Source organism: Halomonas litopenaei (assembly GCF_017303055.1).
Taxonomy (GTDB): domain Bacteria; phylum Pseudomonadota; class Gammaproteobacteria; order Pseudomonadales; family Halomonadaceae; genus Halomonas; species Halomonas litopenaei_A.
This window is the reverse complement of the sequence record NZ_JAEKJT010000003.1, coordinates 304,029-325,625: the sequence shown is the minus strand read 5'-3', so window position 1 is coordinate 325,625 and position 21,597 is coordinate 304,029. Positions and strand designations below refer to the sequence as shown.

General features: G+C 59.8%; 14 protein-coding genes, 2 tRNA genes and 1 pseudogene. 15 read left to right on the top strand and 2 right to left on the bottom strand.

All coding sequences use genetic code 11. The features are described 5' to 3' along the window. The first annotated feature begins 174 nt into the window (after window positions 1-174). From JF545_RS05490 to nadA, 7 genes are all read left to right on the top strand, one after another. Window positions 175-2,001 (top strand): DEAD/DEAH box helicase, encoded by a 1,827-nt coding sequence (locus JF545_RS05490; RefSeq protein ID WP_206940049.1) that lies wholly within the window; start codon window positions 175-177, stop codon window positions 1,999-2,001. Between the two features lie 324 nt (window positions 2,002-2,325). After that, on the top strand, window positions 2,326-3,318 hold the full coding sequence (locus JF545_RS05485) for a segregation/condensation protein A (RefSeq protein WP_206940814.1): 993 nt from the start codon (window positions 2,326-2,328) through the stop codon (window positions 3,316-3,318). Next, a complete protein-coding gene (gene scpB, locus JF545_RS05480) occupies window positions 3,315-4,229 on the top strand; it encodes an SMC-Scp complex subunit ScpB (protein WP_206940047.1) in 915 nt (304 codons plus the stop codon). The genes JF545_RS05485 and scpB overlap by 4 nt, the downstream gene beginning before the upstream one ends. Further along, window positions 4,226-5,086: a 23S rRNA pseudouridine(2605) synthase RluB gene (gene rluB, locus JF545_RS05475; protein ID WP_206940045.1), complete on the top strand. Its 861-nt coding sequence runs from the start codon at window positions 4,226-4,228 to the stop codon at window positions 5,084-5,086. The genes scpB and rluB overlap by 4 nt, the downstream gene beginning before the upstream one ends. Before the next feature lie 150 nt (window positions 5,087-5,236). After that, a tRNA-Lys gene (locus tag JF545_RS05470) sits at window positions 5,237-5,312 on the top strand. Between the two features lie 40 nt (window positions 5,313-5,352). Further along, window positions 5,353-5,428 (top strand) — tRNA-Lys (locus JF545_RS05465). Between the two features lie 371 nt (window positions 5,429-5,799). Further along, window positions 5,800-6,828, top strand: coding sequence for a quinolinate synthase NadA (gene nadA, locus JF545_RS05460; protein ID WP_206940043.1), 1,029 nt, complete (start codon window positions 5,800-5,802; stop codon window positions 6,826-6,828). Window positions 6,829-6,911: 83 nt separating this feature from the next. Here the strand turns inward: nadA and JF545_RS05455 are convergent, their stop codons facing one another. Continuing rightward, a complete protein-coding gene (locus JF545_RS05455; protein WP_242520698.1) occupies window positions 6,912-8,423 on the bottom strand; it encodes a M48 family metalloprotease in 1,512 nt (503 codons plus the stop codon). Window positions 8,424-8,584: 161 nt separating this feature from the next. Between JF545_RS05455 and JF545_RS05450 the strand changes: the two genes are divergently transcribed. Both JF545_RS05450 and JF545_RS05445 read left to right on the top strand, forming a co-directional pair. Further along, window positions 8,585-8,827, top strand: coding sequence for a sulfurtransferase TusA family protein (locus tag JF545_RS05450; protein WP_206940041.1), 243 nt, complete (start codon window positions 8,585-8,587; stop codon window positions 8,825-8,827). Next, window positions 8,824-9,927 (top strand): AI-2E family transporter, encoded by a 1,104-nt coding sequence (locus JF545_RS05445; RefSeq protein ID WP_206940039.1) that lies wholly within the window; start codon window positions 8,824-8,826, stop codon window positions 9,925-9,927. The genes JF545_RS05450 and JF545_RS05445 overlap by 4 nt, the downstream gene beginning before the upstream one ends. Before the next feature lie 68 nt (window positions 9,928-9,995). Here the strand turns inward: JF545_RS05445 and JF545_RS05440 are convergent, their stop codons facing one another. After that, the gene (locus JF545_RS05440; RefSeq protein WP_206940037.1) at window positions 9,996-10,472 is read right to left on the bottom strand and encodes a peroxiredoxin; all 477 of its coding nucleotides are present in this window, start codon (window positions 10,470-10,472) and stop codon (window positions 9,996-9,998) included. Between the two features lie 213 nt (window positions 10,473-10,685). Here JF545_RS05440 and dapA point away from each other — a divergent pair, with 213 nt between their 5' ends. The 6 genes and pseudogenes from dapA to JF545_RS20205 all read left to right on the top strand — a co-directional run. Then, a complete protein-coding gene (dapA, locus tag JF545_RS05435; RefSeq protein ID WP_206940035.1) occupies window positions 10,686-11,570 on the top strand; it encodes a 4-hydroxy-tetrahydrodipicolinate synthase in 885 nt (294 codons plus the stop codon). Window positions 11,571-11,630: 60 nt separating this feature from the next. Further along, window positions 11,631-12,596 carry a lipoprotein-34 gene (locus JF545_RS05430; RefSeq protein ID WP_206940033.1) on the top strand — a complete coding sequence of 322 codons (966 nt, stop codon included), beginning with the start codon at window positions 11,631-11,633 and terminating at the stop codon, window positions 12,594-12,596. Then, window positions 12,596-13,396: an MBL fold metallo-hydrolase gene (locus JF545_RS05425; protein WP_206940031.1), complete on the top strand. Its 801-nt coding sequence runs from the start codon at window positions 12,596-12,598 to the stop codon at window positions 13,394-13,396. Before JF545_RS05430 ends, JF545_RS05425 begins: the two co-directional genes overlap by 1 nt. 55 nt (window positions 13,397-13,451) lie before the next feature. Beyond that, window positions 13,452-14,165, top strand: coding sequence for a phosphoribosylaminoimidazolesuccinocarboxamide synthase (gene purC, locus JF545_RS05420; protein WP_206940029.1), 714 nt, complete (start codon window positions 13,452-13,454; stop codon window positions 14,163-14,165). Between the two features lie 556 nt (window positions 14,166-14,721). Beyond that, window positions 14,722-19,797, top strand: coding sequence for an Ig-like domain-containing protein (locus JF545_RS05415; protein ID WP_206940027.1), 5,076 nt, complete (start codon window positions 14,722-14,724; stop codon window positions 19,795-19,797). A gap of 1,041 nt (window positions 19,798-20,838) precedes the next feature. Further along, a pseudogene (locus JF545_RS20205) lies at window positions 20,839-21,573 on the top strand (hypothetical protein); the annotation flags it as partial. Window positions 21,574-21,597 lie beyond the last annotated feature (24 nt).

Below are 21,597 nucleotides of genomic sequence, written 5' to 3'. Positions count from 1 at the left end.
GGGGACCCTGACGACGCTCATTGTCGAGATGCCGGTGGCAGCATCGCCTTCGATAGCGGCCTTTATCCCTTCGGCACGCACGCACGCGCAGGCGCTCCATGCTACGAATCGAACGGGTTAAGTATCCTGCGCTAGATCAAGACATGCCGAACTCGGCAGAGGAGTGTTGCGCGAATGGCGGTAGCTGGTGCGAATTTTGACCAAATAAGCACACCGACACTGCGCCCCTATCAGCAGCAGGCCGTGGCGCAAGTGGTCAGTCACTTTCGTCGTAGCGATGACCCCGCCGTGGTGGTGCTGCCCACGGGCAGTGGCAAGTCACTGGTGATTGCTGAGTTGGCACGTCTGGCCAAGGGCCGTGTGCTGGTCCTTGCCCATGTGCGGGAACTGGTGGAACAGAACCACGCAAAGTATCTGGCCTACGGCCTGGAGGCAGATATTTTCAGCGCGGGCCTTGGCCGCAAGGAAAGTGCACGGCAGGTCGTGTTTGGCTCGGTGCAGTCGGTGGTGCGCCATCTGGATGCCGTCAGTGATGAACAGAACGCCCACGGGCCTTTTACCTTACTGGTGATCGATGAGTGTCACCGGGTGTCGCTGGAGGCCTCGTCTTCCTACCATCGGGTCATTGATCACCTGCGTCAGCGCAACGCGTCGCTCAAGGTGCTGGGCCTGACGGCGACGCCTTATCGGCTGGGGCAGGGGTTTCTCTATCATCGTCATCACCATGGCATGGTGCGGGGGGATGAAGACTGCTTCTTTCGCGACTGTGTGTTCGAACAGCCGCTGAGGCTGATGGTACGCCAGGGCTACCTGGCCAAGCCGGTCAAGATTGATGCGGCGGTGGCACGTTACGACTTTTCCCGACTGGTGCCTGGCAGCACCGGTATATACCGCGAAGAGGACCTGAATCGTGTCGTGGCAGGTCACCGTGCGACGCCTGGTATCATCAGTGAAGTGATGGAGCGCGCTGCCGATCGTCAGGGGGTGATGCTGTTCGCGGCCAGCGTAGCCCACGCTGAGGAAATTCTGGGCTATCTGCCCGCGGCGGACGCCGCCTTGATCACCGGAGCCACCGCTGGGGACGAGCGCACCCGGATCATCGATGCGTTCAAGGCCAAACGCCTCAAGTATCTGGTCAATGTGTCGGTGCTGACCACCGGGTTTGATGCGCCCCATGTAGACCTGATTGCGATCCTGAGGCCTACGGAGTCGGTCGGTCTGTACCAGCAGATCGTCGGCCGTGGGCTGCGTCTCTCACCGGGCAAGCAGGACTGCCTGATCCTGGACTATGCCGGTAACCCTTGGGACCTGTACGCGCCTGAGGTGGGGAGCCCGCGTCCAGACAGCGATAGCGAGCCGGTTCAGGTGGCGTGCCCGCAGTGCGGACATGCCAACCTTTTCTGGGGAAAGCGCGATGGCGAACTGGTGATCGAGCACTTCGGTCGGCGCTGTCAGGGGCTGGTCGATGCCCAGGGGCAGGCGTTGACGCAGGCGGAGCCAGGTGCAAGACAGTGCGATTTCCGCTTCCGCTTCAAGACCTGCGGCGACTGCGGCGCAGAGAACGATATTGCGGCGCGACGCTGCCATGGGTGTCAGGCGTTGCTGGTGGATGCCGATGACAAGCTGCGCGACGCGCTCAAGCTGAAGGATGCCAGAGTGCTCCGAGTCTCGGGCATGCAGCTTGAGGCGACCACCAACGGTCGTGGCCTGCCTCGGCTCAAGGTCACCTATCACGACGAAGATGGCGCTAGTCTGTCGGAGTGGTTCGCGCTGGAAACGCCGGCACAGCGCAGGGCCTTTACGGCGATCTTTTTGCGCGACCACGCCCGTGCACCTGGGGTAGAACTGGCGCCGTCGACGCCGCAGCAGGTCTGCGACGATCAGCACCGGCTGAGAGCGCCAGACTTTGTGGTAGGGCGCAAGGTGGGGCGGCACTGGCAGATTCGCGAGAAATTATTCGACTACCATGGTCGCTACCGCACCGCCGACAGCGCGCAGTAGTGCAAAAGTGCAAGAGTGCAAAAGCGCCGGCAGCGTGGTGCATGCGCTGTCGTCTGCAGCCAGGGAACGACCGTCCCTGTCGTCGAGGCTCGAGGCTATTGAACAGACGCTTCCGGGCATCGGTCTCGGCTTAGCCAGAACGCGCAGAGCTTGATAAACTGGGCGATCGGTAAAGCAGCGGTAGTTCTTTCATGTCGGTCTCACATCGGGGCCAGATCCAACGCGACCAGGTTCACGTGTGTGAGTGATTTGCCGACAACCAGCGAGAACGATGCCGGGGGGGAGGATGCTTCCTCAGCGAACACGGCGTCTGCGCCGACCCAGGTGCAGGCATTGGGCCGGCTGTTTGATGAGCCGATCACCGAATTACCCGAAGATCTCTACATTCCCCCCGAGGCGCTGCGGGTGTTTCTCGAGGCGTTCGAGGGACCGCTTGATCTGCTGCTTTATCTGATTCGCCGCCAGAATCTCGACATCTTGTCGATCAATGTCGCCGCCATTACCCATCAGTACATCGAGTATGTCGAGCTGATGAAGGCCATGGAGATCGAGCTGGCGGGCGAGTATCTGCTGATGGCGGCGATGTTGGCCGAGATCAAGTCGCGTACCCTGCTGCCGCGGCCGCCGAAGAGTGAAGACGGCGATGAAGACGAAGATCCTCGTGCCGAGCTGATTCGGCGCCTGCAGGAATACGAGCGGCTCAAGCTGGCGGCCGAAGCGTTGGCCGAGCTTCCGCGGATAGGTCGCGACTGGTTTCCGGCCCGAGCGGTACTGCCTCCGGTGGAGTCGCGGGTCATCCACCCCGAGGTGGAACTCGACGAATTGCTGGGTGCCCTGGCGGGCATCCTGCGTCGCGCCGAACTCAACCAGGCGCACCAGATCGAGAGCGAGGTGCTGTCCACCCGCGAGCGCATGCTGGCCATCATGGAGCGCCTGACCCATGAGCACTACACGCCCTTCGAAGCCTTGTTCTCGCTGGAGGAGGGCCGGGCCGGAGTGGTGGTCACCTTTATGGCGATCCTTGAGCTGGCCAAGGAAGCGATGATCGAAATTGTGCAGAATGCGCCGATGTCACCGATCCACGTTCGAGCGAGACTGGCCGGCGACGAGGAAGAAGACCCCTACGAGGCGCTCGACGATGACGGCGAAAGCGCGTTCGATGTCGAGCCATTCGAGGAAGGGGGGGTGGAAGATGAGATGCTGGACGACGACATATCCGGCCAGGATAGCTTGGACGATGGGCACAGTGATGCCTACGATGAGTCTGCACCAGCCTCCACCGGAGAGGGGCTGAGCGAGGGAGACAAGCCCGCATGAGCGTGATGGAAACGCCCGATGCGCTGGACGAGATCGTCGAGGCAGCGCTGTTGGCTGCCGGTCAGCCGCTGGCGCTGGACCGGCTTGAGCAGCTGTTTGACGATCATGAGCGTCCGACCAGACGACGTCTCAAGGAAGCGCTCGAGCGTCTGACCGAGCGCCACGTCAGTGGTGCCATGGAGTTGATCGAGACCGCCTCGGGTTACCAGCTGCGGATTCGTCCGCGCTTGGCCAACTGGGTGGCGAGGCTGTGGGACGAGCGGCCCCAGCGATATTCCCGCGCCCTGCTGGAAACGCTGGCGCTGATTGCCTACCGTCAGCCGGTCACCCGCGGCGATATTGAAGAGGTGCGCGGCGTGACCGTAAGCGGTTCGATCATGCGGACGTTGCTGGACCGGGGCTGGATTCGTGTGGTGGGACACCGGGATGTACCGGGCCGTCCGGCGGTCTACGCCACCACCCGCAGCTTCCTTGATGACTTCGGCCTCAAGACGCTGGATGAGCTGCCGCCGATGCATGAGCTAAAGCAGTTCGAGGAATTTGATACCGAGGATGAGCCGCCTCCGCCACCTCCCGCGCTGCTGTCCCAGGCCGACGAGCCTGTGGAGGATGATCTCCAGGAGGACCTTCAGGATAACCTTCAGGAAGGCCAAGGGCGGGATGAGGCAGACGTCCCTCACCAGAACGCTGGGACGGCTGAGGGTGGGGCAGGCGATCAAACCGAGGCGCCCATTGAGGGCGCCGACACGACGGCCGGGATGGCCGACGAACAGCACGCCGGGAAGGCGTCCGAGCGGGCAGGGCTGAGCTTCGCCGATCTTGAAGCCAGGCTGTCCGAGCGCGCCCGGGGCCGCGTCGACGATGACACTGCCTCGGGGGTGGAACCCACAGAAAGCGAGAACGATGAATGACGACCACCAGCGAAAAACTGCAAAAGGTGCTGGCCCGTGCCGGCCTGGGATCCCGCCGCGAGATGGAGACCGCGATCTCCGATGGACGGGTCAAGGTCAATGGCTCGGTGGCGACTCTGGGTGATCGGGTCGAGGCCCGCGATAGAGTCAGCTTTGATGATCGGCCGATTACCTTGCGCGCGGCCGATGAGGTGCCGCGCCGAGTGATCATGTACAACAAGCCGGAGGGTGAGCTGTGCACGCGCAAGGATCCGGAGGGGCGTCGTACCGTGTTCGACCGGTTGCCGCGTCTCAAGGGCGAGCGCTGGATTGCCATCGGGCGACTCGACATCAACACCAGCGGCTTGCTGCTGTTCACCACTGACGGCGAGCTGGCCAACCGCTTGATGCACCCTTCCACCGAGGTCGAACGCGAATACGCGGTTCGCGTCATGGGGGAGGTCAAGCGCGAGCATGTCGTGGCCATGGTCGACGGCGTGATGCTGGAAGATGGCCCGGCACGCTTCACCGACGTGCAGGAGTTCGGCGGTGAGGGCATCAATACCTGGTTCCATGTGGTGATCATGGAAGGGCGTAACCGTGAGGTCAGACGCTTGTGGGAGTCGCAAGGCCTCACCGTGAGTCGCCTCAAGCGTGTGCGCTACGGCAACATCTTCCTCGACAAGCGCGCCAAGGCCGGAGAGTGGGTGGAGCTGTCCCAGGACGAGGTGGACGATCTTGCCAGCGTGGCGGGACTTGAGTCGCGCAAGGTGCCTGAGCTGACCCCTGATGAAAAGAACCGTTGGAGCCGTGACAAGCACAAGCGCCGTCCGGTACAGACCATGAAGCGTGGTGGCAAGCCTACCCGCAAGGGCTGATGTTGGTGGCGCGAAGGCGAGCCCGGACCTGGGCCGGGTGCAGCGTCGAGGTGCCCCACGGATATGCCCCGAGGAACAAGAAAACGCAGGTAATGAAAAAAAGGCTTGCGTCTAAAGGGGCATATCCGTAATATCTGCACCCGTTCGGAAGGGTCGTTAGCTCAGTTGGTAGAGCAGTTGGCTTTTAACCAATTGGTCGTAGGTTCGAATCCTACACGACCCACCAACCGAACCTGTGCATGGTCAGGCTGATTGCCTCCATGATTGGGTCGTTAGCTCAGTTGGTAGAGCAGTTGGCTTTTAACCAATTGGTCGTAGGTTCGAATCCTACACGACCCACCAGTTTCGCGGCCCTCGCTCTTCGGAGCGGGGGCCGTTTTTGTTGGGTATTCATGACACTGCATGCTGGCGTAGGGCCACGGCCCGTTGCCGTCAGGCCCGCCAGACCGAGACACACCGGTGTGCTGGTGTCATTCCTTGGTCAGCTTGACGCAGCGGAACTCGGCATCCTGTGGTTGCTGGGTTAAACTGTGTAGCAGCTCGCCGTAGCGATAGACGCATGGGCGAGGGTGAGGACCCCGCATCGAGGGTGCCGCCGGCCTGAAGGGCTGGCCGCTCTGACAGAGGGTCCTCCTGGCGTGCCATGCAGCGGATGGCTGGTGGCACTGTCCCATCTGCAGGGGGATTCCCTGCCGGTCACAGTGGTAGACACGATGACAATCATGACTTCCCGCGCCGAGATTCGAGAGCATCTCGCGCGTCCCTACTGCCCCACCCGTATTCCCTCGGAAGACGCCGCTCGCGTCGATGAGATCAGGCGACTGCTGAAGGCCAATAATGCCGTGCTGGTCGCACACTACTACACCGATGACGCGATCCAGCAGCTTGCCGAGGAGACCGGCGGCTGCGTGGCAGACTCGCTTGAGATGGCGCGCTTTGGCGCTCGCCATGAGGCAGACACCCTGGTAGTGGCCGGCGTGCGCTTCATGGGCGAAACGGCCAAGATCCTGTCGCCGGAAAAGCGCGTGCTGATGCCAACGCTGGAGGCGACCTGCTCGCTGGATGTGGGCTGCCCCGCGGACGAGTTCGCCGCTTTCTGCGACGCGCATCCAGATCGCACTGTGGTGGTCTACGCCAACACGTCGGCGGCGGTGAAGGCCCGTGCCGACTGGGTCGTCACCTCATCCATCGCGGTCGACGTGATCGAGCACCTCAAGGCCAAGGGCGAGAAGATCCTGTGGGCGCCGGACAAGCACCTGGGCGGCTACATCCAGAAGCACACGGGTGCCGACATGCTGCTCTGGGATGGCGCCTGTATCGTCCACGAAGAGTTCAAGGCCAAGGGCGTCGAGGATCTGAAGTCGGTCTATCCCGATGCCGCCGTACTGGTTCACCCGGAGTCACCGGAAGCGGTGGTCAGCCTGGCCGATGTGGCCGGCTCCACGTCGCAGCTGATCAAGGCCGCAAAGGAATTGCCCAACGACAAGCTGATCGTGGCCACCGACCGCGGCATCTTCTTCAAGATGCAGCAGGCTGTGCCCGAGAAGACACTGTTTGAAGCGCCTACTGCCGGTAATGGCGCCACCTGTCGCAGCTGCGCGCATTGTCCCTGGATGGCGATGAACGCCCTCGACAATCTGGCAGAAGCACTGAGGCATGGCTCGGGTGAGATTCAGGTCAGTGATGCATTGCGGGTTCAGGCGCTCAAGCCGCTGACGCGGATGCTCGAGTTCCAGGCCTGAGATCGTCGCTGGAGAACGCTTGCCGCAAGAAACGCCCACGAGGCCCTAGATGAAGAGGGATCTCGTGGGCGTTGTCGTTGTCGCTAGCGGAATTTTTCCATCGTGCGGCGGTAGTCGAGGAAAGCGTCGCGGCGTCGCTGAATGCTGGCTCTGGCGTTAAGGTCGCCCTGACGATCCGCCACCGCTTCGGCCACCTCCAGCTGACGAATGGCGCGATCGATCTCGCCGGTCAGCTGCAGCTGTTCGGCACGCGCCAGGTGCCCCCACGCTTCGCGACCGCTGCGGCCTGCGGCTTCGGCCAACAGCCCGAAGACGGTGGGGTCTTCAGGGCGCCGTTGAGCCAGATCGAACAGCTCGCGATAGGCCGCATCGGGGTCACGCTGAAGCAGCGCTTCGCCCAGCAGTTGGCTGGTGGGGGGGTATCCCGGCATCAGTCGCAGCTGGCGTTGAGCGCGTGCGATGGCATCATCCACGCGGCCGCCTTCCAGTGCGACCTGGACGGCGCTGGCCGGAAGCAGCGCAGTGTCCGGGTGAGCCCTGGAGAGGCTGTCCAGCGCCGAGAGAGCCGTGTCGGCCTGACCCGAGCGGGCGTCGATCAAGGCTTGCAGGTAGCGTTGTGCGTCGGCGGGTGCCTGGTCTTGACGTAGTACCGTCAGGGCTTGTCCTGGGGCGCGCTCGTGGATCGCCAGCAGCGCCCTGGCCCGGATGAGCTGGTACTGCAGGTCGTCCGGTGCGGAGCCGCTGACGCGCGTCTGGTTGACCCGTGACTGAGTATCGCTGATGCGCGACTCGGTAATCGGGTGGGTCAACAGGAATTCAGGCGGAGTGCCGCCTTGCAGGCTCATCATGCGCTGCATGGAGCGGAACATATCCACCATCGCCTGGGGGTCGTAGCCGGCGCTGGCCATCGCCTGCAGCCCGATGCGATCGGCCTCTTCCTCATAGCGACGGGAGTAACGCAGCTGGTCCTGGATCATCGCCGCCTGGCTGCCTGCCAGTGCAGCGATGCCAGCGTCGCCGGCGCCACTGGCGGCCAGGATCAAACCTGCCAGCATGGTGGCCATGGCGGGAACCTGGGTTTGTTCCGCGCGAGCCTTGCTGCGCGCGTAGTGTCGCTGGGACAGGTGCCCCAGCTCGTGGGCCAGAACCGAGGCGACCTCAGCTTCATGGGTGGCGAAGCCGAACAGGCCGCTGTTGACCCCGACCACACCTCCGGGAACGGCAAAGGCATTGAGGGTCTTGTTGTCGACCAGGGTAACCGCGATATTGATCCCGCCCAGATCGCTGTAAGGCACCAGACGGCCTACCAGGGTTTCCACATAGTGTTGGGCCAGCGGGTCCCGCCATTCCGGTACGTGGGCGCGAAACTGGCGTAGCCAGGCTCGGCCTAGGCGGGTTTCCTCACCGCTGATGGCGTTGCTGCCGGTGGACATCAGCGAGGGCAGGTCGAGCTCTCTGGGCTCATTCAGTCGAATGCCCTGGTCCAGGTACTGTGCCTGGGCGAGGGGCGCGGTCTGGGTCAGGGCCATAACGAGGATCAACCCCGCGCTGGGCAGGGGGCGAACGGTGGCGGCGAACAGCGATCGCTTGAGCATCGTGATCCTCGTCGATAGCGATGAAGGGGTTGCCTTGGGACATTGATTCGGCCGGAAAAGTGCCTTTAAATCAAAGTGCCTCAAATTTGCCAGCGGGGCTGTATGCCCATGGGGTGGCAACGCTTGGGGCGGACCAATATCGCATTCTCTCGGGAGAGATCATGGCAGTGCAACCTGACGATGTGCTAGATGCGTGCGGACTTCCCTGTCCGCTGCCGCTGCTGAAGGCGAAGCAGGCGCTTTCACGCCTGGCGCCTGGGCAGTTGCTGGAAGTCAGGGCGACCGACGCCGGTTCCTGGCGAGATTTCGAGAGCTTTGCCGAGCATAGTTCTCATGTGCTGGAAGGGCGTGAACAGCGCGACGATGTCTATGTCTATTGGCTGCGCAAGGCGGGTGACGCATGAGCCTGCGGACGGTATTCCGTAGCTGGGTAGACCACTATTTCTCGGATGAGGAAGCGGTTCTGCTGCTGGTGCTGCTGGTGGCCGGCTTTGCGGTGGTGATCTGGCTGGGCCAGATGCTGGCGCCGTTCCTCACCGCTCTGGTAGTGGCCTTTCTGTTGCAGGGCGCGGTCAACAGCCTGACGCGACGCAAGGTGCCGCATCTCGTCGCGGTAATGACCGTCTTCCTGGCCTTCGTCGGTGTGCTGCTGGCGATGGCGCTGGTGTTGCTGCCGCTGATCTGGAATCAGCTGGCGAGCCTGATACAGGAAGCACCAAGGATGTTCGCCGCCGGCCAGCAGATGCTGGATGACCTGCAGATGAGCTACCCCCAGCTGATCACTCCAGACCTGGTCCAGGACTGGATCGGGGTGCTGAGCCGTGAAGCAACGCAGTTGAGCCAGCGCGCGCTGACGCTGTCGCTGGCTTCCCTCGGCAACGTGCTGGGATTGATCATCTATCTGGTGCTGGTGCCGATTCTGGTGCTGTTCATGCTCAAGGATCGTGATCGCCTGGTGGGCTTCACGGTGTCACTGCTGCCGGCCAAGCGTGATCTGATGACGCGGGTATGGAAGGAGATGGACTGCCAGATTGCCAACTATGTGCGGGGTAAGGCGACGGAAATTGTCATCGTCGGGACGGTGACGTTTTTCACCTTCGCCTTTTTCGGTCTGCCTTACTCAGCGCTGCTGGCGGTGCTGGTGGGTTTCTCCGTGCTGGTGCCTTACATCGGCGCAGCGGTGGCGACACTGCCCGTGGCGGCCGTGGCAGGATTTCATTTCGGCCTGGGGGATCAGTTTCTGTATGTCATCGTCGCCTATGGGGTCATCCAGGCGCTGGATGGTAACGTGCTGGTGCCGGTGCTGTTTTCCGAAGCGGTCAACCTGCATCCGGTGTCGATCATTCTGGCGGTGCTGTTCTTCGGCGGCGTGTGGGGCTTCTGGGGGGTGTTCTTTGCAATCCCGCTGGCGACCCTGCTCAAGGCGCTGGTCTATGCCTGGCCACGGGGCATCAAGGAGCGCAGCATGGCCAGGCTACCGGGGAGTACCGGCACCGACGGCTGATCTCGTGCGTCGATGCCGGTCGGTCAGTGGATGCGACGGGGCGTGCCCGTCGCGGCCTGGCCCTGCTGCTAGCGCTGGGCGTTCAGTGCCTGCGCTGCTTCCAGCACTTCTTCCACATGGCCTTTCACCTTGACCTTGCGCCACTCCCTGGCCAGTTGCCCTTCAGCGTCGATCAGAAAGGTGCTGCGCTCGATACCCAGGTGTTCCTTGCCGTAAAGCTTCTTGAGCTTGATGACGTCAAATAGCTGGCAGACGGCTTCGTCCTTGTCGGAGATCAGCTCGAAGTTGAAGGACTGCTTGGCCTTGAAGTTCTCCTGGGCGCGGATGCCATCCCGAGACACGCCAACAATCAGCGTGTTGGCAGCATCAAAGTCGGCCTTGTGGTCCCGGAAGTCGCCCCCTTCGGTGGTGCAGCCGGGGGTGCTAGCCTTGGGATAGAAATAGACCACGACCTGGCGGCCACGTTGCTCGGCCAGAGAGAAGGTGGTGTCACCGGTGGCGGTGGCGCTGAAGTCGGGGACCTGTTCGCCAACAGTTACAGTCATGGGGGCTCCGAAATTGGCGTAGATGGATGTCCGATTACACGCAATGCAACACGCTATGTAAAGACGCGGCTGTACAGGGTATGGCCGCCTGAGTACCATTTGTGCTCTGGTCACGATCACGCTTCCCCGGGTCGCGACCCCCTTGGCCAACCACGCTTGCCGGAATCGCGGAAATCAGGTGTTTGGCAAGCCGACAACAGAGGAACAACGAGGATGATCACGGGCAGTATCGTCGCTCTGGCGACACCGATGAAGGCCAATGGCGATATCGACTGGGAAGTGTTGCGCAAACTGGTTAACTTTCACCTGGATAACGGTACCGATGCCATCGTGGCGGCGGGCACCACCGGTGAGCCCACGACCATGACCTTTGCCGAGCATTTCGATGTGATTCGCACGGTAGTGGAAGAGGTCAATGGCCGTATTCCCGTTATCGCTGGCACTGGCTCCAACAACACCACCGAGGCGGTGGAGCTGACCCGCTACGCCAAGGAAGTCGGTGCCGACTACTGTCTGACCGTGGCGCCTTACTACAACAAGCCGACCCAGGAAGGCTTGTACCAGCACTTCAAGGTCATCGCCGAGACCAGTGACTTGCCGGTGATCCTCTACAACGTGCCGGGCCGTACCTGCTCCGATATCTACAACGAGACGGTGCTGCGTCTGGCCGAGGTGGATAATATTATCGGCCTGAAGGACGCCACCGGTAACCTGGAGCGGGCAGAGGACCTGATCGAACGCCTCGAAGGCAGCGACTTCATGCTGTATTCCGGCGATGATGCCACGGCCTGTGACTTCATGCTGATGGGCGGCCACGGTGATATCTCGGTTACGGCCAACGTCGCACCCAAGGCCATGCACGACCTGTGTGTCGCCGCGATTGCCGGCGAGACGGAAAAAGCGCACCAGATCAACACGCGGTTGCTGCCACTGCACACCAATCTCGGCATCGAGGCTAACCCGATTCCCGTGAAGTGGGCGCTCAACCGTATGGGCATTATCGAGCCGGGGATCCGCTTGCCGCTGACCTGGCTCAGCGAGAAATACCACTCCACCATCAGCGAAGCGCTGCAGCTGGCGGGACTGATCGAGGACTGATGCTGCGGCATTCCTCTCGGTCGTGATGACGTGGACTCAATTATCAACCAAGGTGGACGCATGAATTCTGCGCTTAAAGGATTGCCGCTGGCGATGATCGCGGCACTGGCTTTGGCTGGCTGTGCCAAGGAAGGGCACTATCACGACCGCAACGAGGACTATGCTGACGCTCGGCAGGCGGCTCCTCTGACGCTGCCTGGAACCCGGGACCAGAGCCGCTACCGCGACATCATGCCGGTGCCTCAGGCGAGCGGCAGTTTCTATGCTCGAGAGGGTGACTTTGCGGCGCCCTTGCCTCAGACCTTGTCAGCCAGCACCGCGGTGGCTGCCGGTGATGTGGCGGTTCGAGAAACCGATGCAGATCGCTGGCTGGTGGTGGGTGCTGCGCCCGCGGTGGTGTGGCCAGAGCTTGAGCGCTTTGCCGAGCAGCGGGGACTCGAGATCACGCGCAGTGATAGCGCCACTGGGGTTATCGAGACTTCCGACGCCAGCCTGTTGCTGCGTCAGGGGCTGCGCACGGGTACCAGCGAGATTCGCTGTGATACCGCGGGGCAGCTCAACCGTCTGTGCCTGAACTCGCTGCAGCGTCATTTCGAGGCTCGCAGCGCCTCCGCCAGTATCGCGTCTGCCTCGGCCCAGCAGGCGACGGATCGTCAGAGCATTCGCTTCGAGCCCCGCGGCGACGATTGGGTAATGGTGCTGCCCTTCGATATCGACCGGGCCTATGCCGAACTGGCGTTTCAGCTCGAGAACAACTTCGATATGGAAGATCGTCGCGAATTGGTCTCTGCAGATGAAGCCAGCAAGCGGTTTGTCATCGACTACGTGACCGAAAGCGAGCGCACCCGCGGCTTCGTTGACTCACTGATGTCCATGGACCTGACCGAGTCGATGCATCGCGTCGAGATGCGGCTGACGCCTCAGGGACAAGAGACAGTGATGGAAGCTCGGGCGGTCGACGAGGAGCCTCTGTCCGGTGATGACCAGCGTGAGCTGCTGCAGCGCATGGAGGGCTTGCTGCGCTGATGGGGGAAGGATCTACCAGCGAGTCGGTGCACCGAGGCCTTCGCTTTGCCTCTCTCGGGAGCGGTAGTAAGGGCAATGCGACCCTGGTGACCGACGGCGATGCGCTTTTGTTGGTTGACTGTGGTTTTGCGCTGAAGGAAGCCGAGCGACGCCTGGCTCGGCTAGGCGTTCACCCGCGGCAGATCGACGCCGTGCTGGTTACCCACGAGCACGGTGATCATGTGCGTGGTGTGGGCCCGCTGGCGCGCCGTTACGATCTGCCTGTGCACCTGACGCCCGGCACCTGGTTATCGGGAAAGCTGGGGCGCCTGCCTCGTACCCATTGGATCACTCCCCAGTCTCGGTTTGCGGTGAAGGGGCTGGAGGTCGATGCCGTCACGGTGCCTCACGATGCCAGAGAACCCGTGCAGTTTCGCATCAGCGCCAGCGATGTTCGGCTGGGATTGTTGACGGATCTGGGACACCCCACCGAGCACGTCCAGAGAGCGTTTCGCGGCTGCGATGCGCTCGTTCTCGAATGTAATCATGATGTCCAGATGCTCGCAGATGGCCCCTATCCGCCCAGCCTCAAGCGTCGGGTGGGCGGGCACTGGGGGCACCTGGCCAATGCCCAGGCTTCGGCACTGCTGACCACACTGGGGCTGGACCGCCTTCAGCGTATCGTCTGCTCGCATCTGTCGGAGCATAATAATCGCCCCGAACTCGCTCTGGAGGCTCTGATGCCTCTGATGAGCGGCGATGAATCTCGCCTGACCGTGGCTGCCCAGGACGACGGCCTGGATTGGCAAGCGATCCATTGATTCAGGACTTCGGTCCTTTGACTAAGAACCCTTTTGATTGCCTGTGGAGGCACCCATGGAAAAGCGCGAAGAACTCTATGCCGGTAAGGCCAAGTCCGTCTACGCCACCGATGATCCTGATCGGCTGATTTTGCACTTCCGAGATGATACTAGCGCCTTCGATGGTCGCCGCATGGAATCGCTGGAGCGCAAGGGCAAGGTCAATAACCGCTTCAATGCCTTTATCATGGCGAAGCTGGAGGAAGCGGGCATTCCCACCCACGTCGAGACACTGCTGTCGGACACCGAGTGTGTGGTCAAGAAGCTCGACATGATTCCGGTGGAGTGCGTGGTGCGCAATATCGCCGCCGGTAGCCTGGTCAAGCGACTAGGGGTGGAAGAAGGTCAGGCACTCAATCCTCCGACGTTTGAACTGTTTCTGAAGAATGACGAGCTGCATGACCCCATGGTCAACGAGTCGCTGGCGGAAAGCTTCGGCTGGGCAACCTCTGAGCAGCTGGCCGAAATGAAGGCACTGACCTTCAAGGTCAATGAGGTGCTGAAACAGCTGTTTGCTGATGGCGGCATGCTGCTGGTGGACTACAAGCTGGAGTTCGGTGTTTTTCACGGAAAGATTGTGCTCGGAGACGAATTCTCGCCTGATGGGTGTCGCCTTTGGGACGCCGAAACACGAGAAAAGCTCGACAAGGACCGTTTTCGTCAGGGACTCGGCGGCGTCATCGAGGCCTATGAAGAAGTCGGTCGGCGTATCGGCATCGATTTTAGCTGACAGAGCGGCGCAGTCTCTCTTCTGCTCTGCAACATCACGCATAGCGCCCGGACAATGGTCCGGGCGTTTTTTTGTGGGTATGATTTTTCTTGAAAAGAGAGGGGAGGCTTATCTGCCGGGAAGGAGAGGAGAAAAGGGTGGACACTCAGCTATTTATTAGAAATTTTTTTTGAGATATTTCGGAATTCTATACGAGCAGGACCTGAGGTTCTTCATACTTGATTGTATTCATTACTAACTCGAATTGTCACATGCGCTACTGTAAATATAAGAACCTTCTGTATATGTGATGCCCTGCAGTAAACCGATATTGGAATTGTTTAATAGATTGTAATATAAGTATTTTTTTTCTCTATCTTTTACGTCGTTGAGCGTATGTGTGAGGTTTTTTGGAGCGAGTGCTGGGCTTTTTCTCATAAATTGTGCATATTCCATATATTTTTGCTTCCCGTAAGTGTTGCGTGCACATGAGTACAATGTTGGGCCGCAAAAGAGTCTCCTAGTCTGTAGGCGTGTAAAAAAATGTATCTCTGTTGTCGCCTAGGGAGCTTAATCAATGAGTTCGTCACAAAATGTAGATGCTACACAGCTCATCAGTACCGCCGTCACGAGTAGCGACTCGGGCTTTGCTGATATTGCTCACCTCGATGAAGACGGTCTTGCAGGAGGACTGGTGGGGGGAGCCGCTGATGATGCGGGCAAGGCAGTGCTCTTCCAGGGCTCGTTACCCTACAGCTTCGGTGCGGCTGGCCCAGCCGATAGTGGTGCTTTTCAGTGGAACTCTGATGGACTGCCGACCCTGACATCCCAAGGCGAGCCGCTGACCTTCCAGCGCTCTGTGGATGGCCAAGTGATTGCCGCCAAGACGCCGGATGGTACGCCAATCCTGCATATTAAATTGACCGATGTCGCGACAGGTGCGTACAGGGTATTTCTGCTGGGCCCCTTGGATCACCCGGAATCTGGTGTGGAAGATAATCTGGTCTTCTCGGTGGGGTACACCATTACCGATCAGGAAGGCAACCAAAGCTCATCCCGCCTGGCCATCGACGTCGATGACGATTCCCCGGTGAACAGGATCGATGCGCCTGACAGTGTGCAGCCAGGAGATGTGGTGACTGGTACCTGGGCCGAGTCAGGTGGTGCCGATGGCATTCGTAGCAGCGTGGTCAAGCTGCCGGGTGATAGCACCGAATATCCGCTTGGCAGTGATATCGAGACGGGTGCTGGGACTCTTATCGTGAACGCCGACGGTACTTGGAAGTTCACTGCAAACGAGTTGGCGGCGGGCACGCTGCGTTTTGACATTATCACCACCGATGGTGACGGAGACGCTGCGAAGAGTAGCGCGACCGTGGAGATTGACTGTGGCTGCGGCGAGGGGCCGACGACGCCCGAAATTGATGATGACCCCGACTCCGAGCCGTCCCAGGCTATCGTCGATGAGGATGGTTTGGCCGGAGGGATCGCTGGTGGAGTTCAGGATGTGCCGACCAACCCTACGGTGGCCTCGGGCAGCTTGAGGTATGACTTCGGCGACGATGGAGCCGGCAGCTTTACCTGGAGCACCGATGGTTTGCCCAGCCTGACCTCAGGCGGTAGTGCGGTGACTTGGTCACTGTCGAGCAACGGAATGACCGTTACAGGCGTGGATGGCAACGGGGAGCAGGTCATCACCATCGAGCTAACCAGTGTGCTCGACGGTCTCTACCGCGTCGTATTGTCCAAGCCGCTTGATCACGTGAATCCGAGTGTGGAAGACGACATACAGTTTTACGCTCGCTATACCATTGCGGACGCTGATGGAGACACTGCCTCTGGCAAGCTTAAGATTGTGATTGATGACGATCGTCCGGTGGTCGCCAATGAGACCGCTGAAACCCAGATGGGCGAGGCGGTCACGGTCAACGTGCTCGACAACGATCTTTTTGGTGCTGATGGCGCGGGTGGTGTCCTTGCCGCATCGGTGGACGAAGGAGACCTGGTTGGCAGCGTAACGATCAATGCTGACGGTTCTTTGACCTTCCAGCCCACCGATGGCTATAGCGGCGACGCGGTCATCGACTACACCGTGGTTGACGGTGATGGAGATACGGTAGTTGGTCGTCTGTCTGTGTGGGTGGAAGGTGGCGGTGGCACCGGTAGCACGCCGACGACACCTGGTGGCGAGGGGGACCCCTCTGGCAAGGTGCCTCTGGCAGTGGTCGACGAAGATGGGCTGGCGGGCGGCGTAGCGGGTGGTATCAAGGATGTGCTGAAGAATAGCCCCGTGGCGAACGGGATGCTGGGCTACAGCTTCGGGGAGGATGGTGCTGGCAGCTTCAGTTGGAACAGCAGTGGGCTTGCTAACCTGACATCCCAGGGGCAGAGCGTCAGCTGGTCGGTCAGCGCTAATGGGCACACCCTGGTGGGAAGTGCCAATGGGGCGCCGGTGCTTACGATTGAACTGACGGATCTCGCAAGCGGTGCTTACCAGGTGACCCTGGCGAAGCCGTTGGATCATGCGGTCGCAGGCATCGAAGACGACATCAAGCTGGATGTGGGTTACACCATCACGGATGCGGACGGCGATACGGCGGATGGCCAGCTGGGTGTGATCATCGACGACGACACCCCAGTGGTTCGCAATGACTCAGCAACGACCTCCGATGGCGAGTCGGTGACGGTAAATGTACTGGCCAACGACGGTACCGGTGCCGATGGCGGCCGAGTCAGTGGCGCCAGCGTGGTGGGCGGTGCCAGCGTCGGGACGGTGACAGTCAATGCCGACGGTTCCGTGACGTTCCAGCCTAGCAGTGGATTTAGTGGCGATGCGGTGATCAACTACACCGTGACCGACGGTGATGGCGACTCCGTGGTGGGGCGTCTGTCGGTAGCCGTGGAAGGCACCGATGGCACACCGACGACACCTGGTGGCGAAGGAGACCCGTCCGGCAAGGTGCCTTTGGCGGTGGTGGACGAAGATGGGCTGGCGGGCGGCGTAGCGGGTGGTATCAAGGATGTGCTGAAGAATAGCCCCGTGGCGACCGGGACGCTTGGCTACAGCTTTGGGGAAGATGGTGCTGGCAGTTTCAGCTGGAACACCAGCGGGCTTGCAAACCTGACTTCACAAGGCCAGAGCGTCAGTTGGTCGGTCAGCGCCAATGGACAGACGTTGGTCGGAAGTGCCAATGGGGCGCCGGTGCTTACGATTGAACTGACGGACCTCGCAAGCGGTGCTTACGAGGTAACCCTGGCGAAGCCGTTGGATCATTCGGTCGCAGGCATTGAAGACGACATCAAGCTGGACGTGGGTTACACCATCACTGATGCGGACGGAGATACGGCGAATGGTCAGCTGGGTGTGATCATCGATGACGACACCCCGATTGCCCGTGCTGATTCCGCCGCGTCATCCGATGGTGAGCCAGTGACGGTGAATGTACTGGCCAATGACGGTACCGGTGCCGATGGCGCTCGCATCACTGGCGCCAACGTGGTCGGTGGCGCGGGCGTGGGTTCCGTTGTCGTTAACGCTGACGGCACTTTGACCTTTACCCCAGCAGCCGGTTTTGATGGAAGTGCCAGCATTCGCTATACCCTCACCGACGGTGACGGTGATGCCACGACCGCTGATCTTCGGGTGCAGGTGACCCAGGCCGCATCCAACGAACTGTTCGTGGGCGATAATGGCGACAATGGTGCGACTACTGGTGCCGGCGACGACGCTCTGGTAGGTGATCAAGGCGGCGTGATGACCACCCTGAAGCCGTCGACCAACTACAACATCTCGCTGATCGTCGACACCACCGGCAGCATGGCGGTGGGGTCAGGAACCGATGGCTTGACCAAGATACAGCTGGTGAAGCAGGCCCTGACAAAGCTCGTGGTCGACCTGGTTGGCCACGATGGCAAGGTCAACCTGCAGATCGTCGATTTCGACAGCAATGCCGTGCAGCATGTTGCGTTTGACCTGGGCTCCAGCGGGAGTGACATCAATTCAGTCATCAACTTCATCAATGGCCTGGACGCAGAAGGCGCTACCAACTACGAAGCAGGGATTCGCAAGGCCAGCGAGTGGCTGACGGCGCAGGATGCCAATCCGGCCTACAGCGACTATGAAGACCTGACTTTCTTCCTGACGGATGGTGCACCCAACTATTGGCTCAATGACAATGGCGGTATTGTCAGTGGCACGGGATCTGTCAACAAGAATGCCATTGTCGAGGCGGTTGAAGCCTTTGAAGAGCTTTCCTCCCTCAGCGAGGTCAACGCCGTCGGGATCGGTCGAGGCACGGTGACGGATGTCCTTCGCTTCTTCGACAACACCGATGTTCAGGGAGCGGATGGGATTCCCTATACGGGTACGCTGGTCGAAACTGAGTACCTGGCCCGCTTCTTCGCCGGCTCCATGGAACCGCTGCGTGTCGAGGACTGGTTGCGCACCTCTGGCGATGGCACCAAGGCCTATCAGACCAGTGACTTATTCCGCATAGAAGACTGGAAGGCTGACGGTGCTGCGGCTCAGGTCATCAGCCCCTCCTTTTTTGTGTCGGAGACGGGCAGCGACAACCTCAAGACCGCATTGCGTTTCAGATATGGGACAGATGATACATCGCCGGAAGACTCGATCAGCTATACCATCGAAACCTTTGTTGGCGGTAGCTGGCAGTATTATTCGGGCTCCTCGCTCGGTGAGACGACCAGCTGGGTCACCCGGGATGCGGGCTTTCTGGAGGCAGGGCAGTACCGTTTAGTCTTTGAGGTCGCGAACAATATTGGAGGTGATGATCGCCTGGATGTTGACGATATCCGGCTTGAAACTCGTTTGCTGGGCGATGACGACATGGCCAGCTACGGCCAGCTCGATATCGTCTACGACAGCGATGACCTGAATGCTGCCCTGGCGAACGGTGGCCAGGTCGACGCGCTCAAGTCATTGGGCAACGACAGTCTGGAAGGGGGGGCGGGTGACGACGTCCTCTTCGGCGATACCATCAATACCGACCATCTGGCTTGGACCAATGGTGACACCGGCGAAGCCTTTATCGCCGCGGGGCATGATGGCTTGGGTTATGAAGGTCTGACCGAGTATCTGAAGTGGGCGGTCAATGACGGTGTTGCGGCGACCAGCGATCAGGTGAGTCAGTACATCAGTGACAAATACACCTCGCTGCTGGACTCAGCCCGCCAGGATGGTGGTAACGATACCCTGCGTGGTGGCGCCGGCGATGATGTACTGGTGGGTGGTGGTGGTAACGATCTGCTGATCGGCGGTGCTGGCGATGACCTGCTGATGGGAGGATTTGGGGCAGATGTCTTTGCCTTTGAGCAGGGGGATGCCAGCAGTACCGTCGCTAAGGACACCATCGCTGACTTTGGCCTTGGCAGCTTCACCGCCAGCGGCGAGGCGGACAAGCTCGACGTCTCGGATCTTCTCGATGGTGCTGTCGAGAGCGATGTGTCCGACTATCTGGTGGCCAGCCAACAGGGCGCTGACACACTGATCTCGGTGAAATCGGACGGCGGCATCGCGTCTTCCGGAGCGAACGCGGATCAGACCATCCTGCTACAAGGTGTCAGCATGGGGGGGGACACCAGCGGTGACTTCCTTAACCAACTGATTCAAAACGGTCAATTGGAGGTACAGTGATAGTATCCGCTCTCATAGCATTCCTGGGCTTAGGCAAGGCTCAGTAGTCCAAGTAATGCTCACTTGAGATGGGCGTGTTGACGCTCATCTCGATGGTTAAGTGTATAGCGCCCGGTGAATACCGGGCGCTTTTTTTGATTCATCGTATATCTATGCGTGAGGAGGTGGGCAAGACCGTTGCCTGCCGTCGTGTTGCCCCCATGTCGCGTTGCCAGTTAGCCCGCCTGCTAGGTGACTGTATGATGCAGGTGGCTGACTCTCTGTCCCGACGGCTGGCGGCAGCACCTGATGCAACCTAACTTCCTGATATCTCCTATCGGCGACTGAGATAACCTTGTGGCCGCCCAATACCTCCACTGACTGACTCGGTGCCCCATGCGTCTAGGAGGTTGATCTGTGGCAATCTTCATTGTTTTTCAGGAAGTATTATTAGGTCATGTGGCGGAGTCTTTATCCTGTGAGAATATAGGTTTTATTTATGTTTTTTCTAAATGGTTTATAAGATCAATAGAATCAATAGGTTGGCCTACCTGCTCTTGGTAGATAATGAGTTCGCATTTTGCGGGTTAACGTCCATATTTTTCATGCTGCCCGATTCTTTTTGTCTGATCTAATGAATCTAGTGTGCACGTTGTGATTTTAATGTTCATCTTAATGGCTGATTAACGAATCAATTATTTGGTTGATTGTCAGTAGGTATCGGTATTAGTCTTTGTGTAAATATTCGTATCTAGCTAATGTTGCGTATTCTGTCCGCATTTTATGGTGAGCCAAGATGGTTGGTCGGTGTTGGTTTTGGCTGGCACGCAAATGTTTTGTTATGTCAGATGCATTTTAGGAGACGAATTGCGACACGTTGTGGTCGTGTGAATTAAGTGCATCTTTATGCGACGCTTGATTGAGAAGGTAGGTGACTATCTCCCTAGTGGCTTCCTGTTCCCTTGATCATGCTAGAGGCACTTTTTTGGAGGGACGAGATCTTGTCTCAACGGAAAGATGGTGCTCGCTTATGAATACTGCTGAAGTTGGAGGATAGTGATAATGGAGTGTCATGCACTGGTTAGCGGGATTGGGCGGATACCCACGCGCTTAACACCTCTTGCGGATGCAATTAGAAGGGCAGGGCACGAGCACTCTGGCCGGACCCTTGTCACTTCACTCGGGTTAGTGGTGCTATTGAGCGCAGCTGGGCCAGTATTGGCGACCACGACGGAGACGACGACACCTTGTGAGAAGGTGGGTAGTGACGGCGTTTCTATTGAGGTTGATGTGCTAGATGCGGAGACAGAAAGTCTAGAGTGTGATGGCGCTCTAATATCTAGTAGTGACGACGCCGACCAAACGCAACCCTATGCAAGTACCTTAACCTCTGCCAGTAGCGACAGTCGAACCAGCCGTCAACTGACTCGGGCAACCACTACTGTCCAGCTAGGTGCTGGAGCCTTGGCAAGTAGCCCTGGTTCGGTCGCAGTAGGCTATGCAGCAACGACAGGCGGTAGTGCTGAATCTAGCGTGGCAATCGGTGATCAGACGGTCACTGATGGATCTGGTGGTGTGTCCATTGGCCGCTCCGCCTATACCAGCCATAAGAATGGCATCGCGATAGGTGGCGCCATGGCGGTATCCGGCACCATGCCCAGGAAGGGGGGCGTTCAATCGCTTGCCGATAACGCAATCGCGTTGGGTGCCAATACAGATGGAGGCGCGCGCGCTACAGCGTTAAGTAGCATGGCGATGGGGGCAAGGGCTGAAGCTACGGGAAGTCAGTCTATTGCCATTGGTGCCGCTATTGACAAGCTG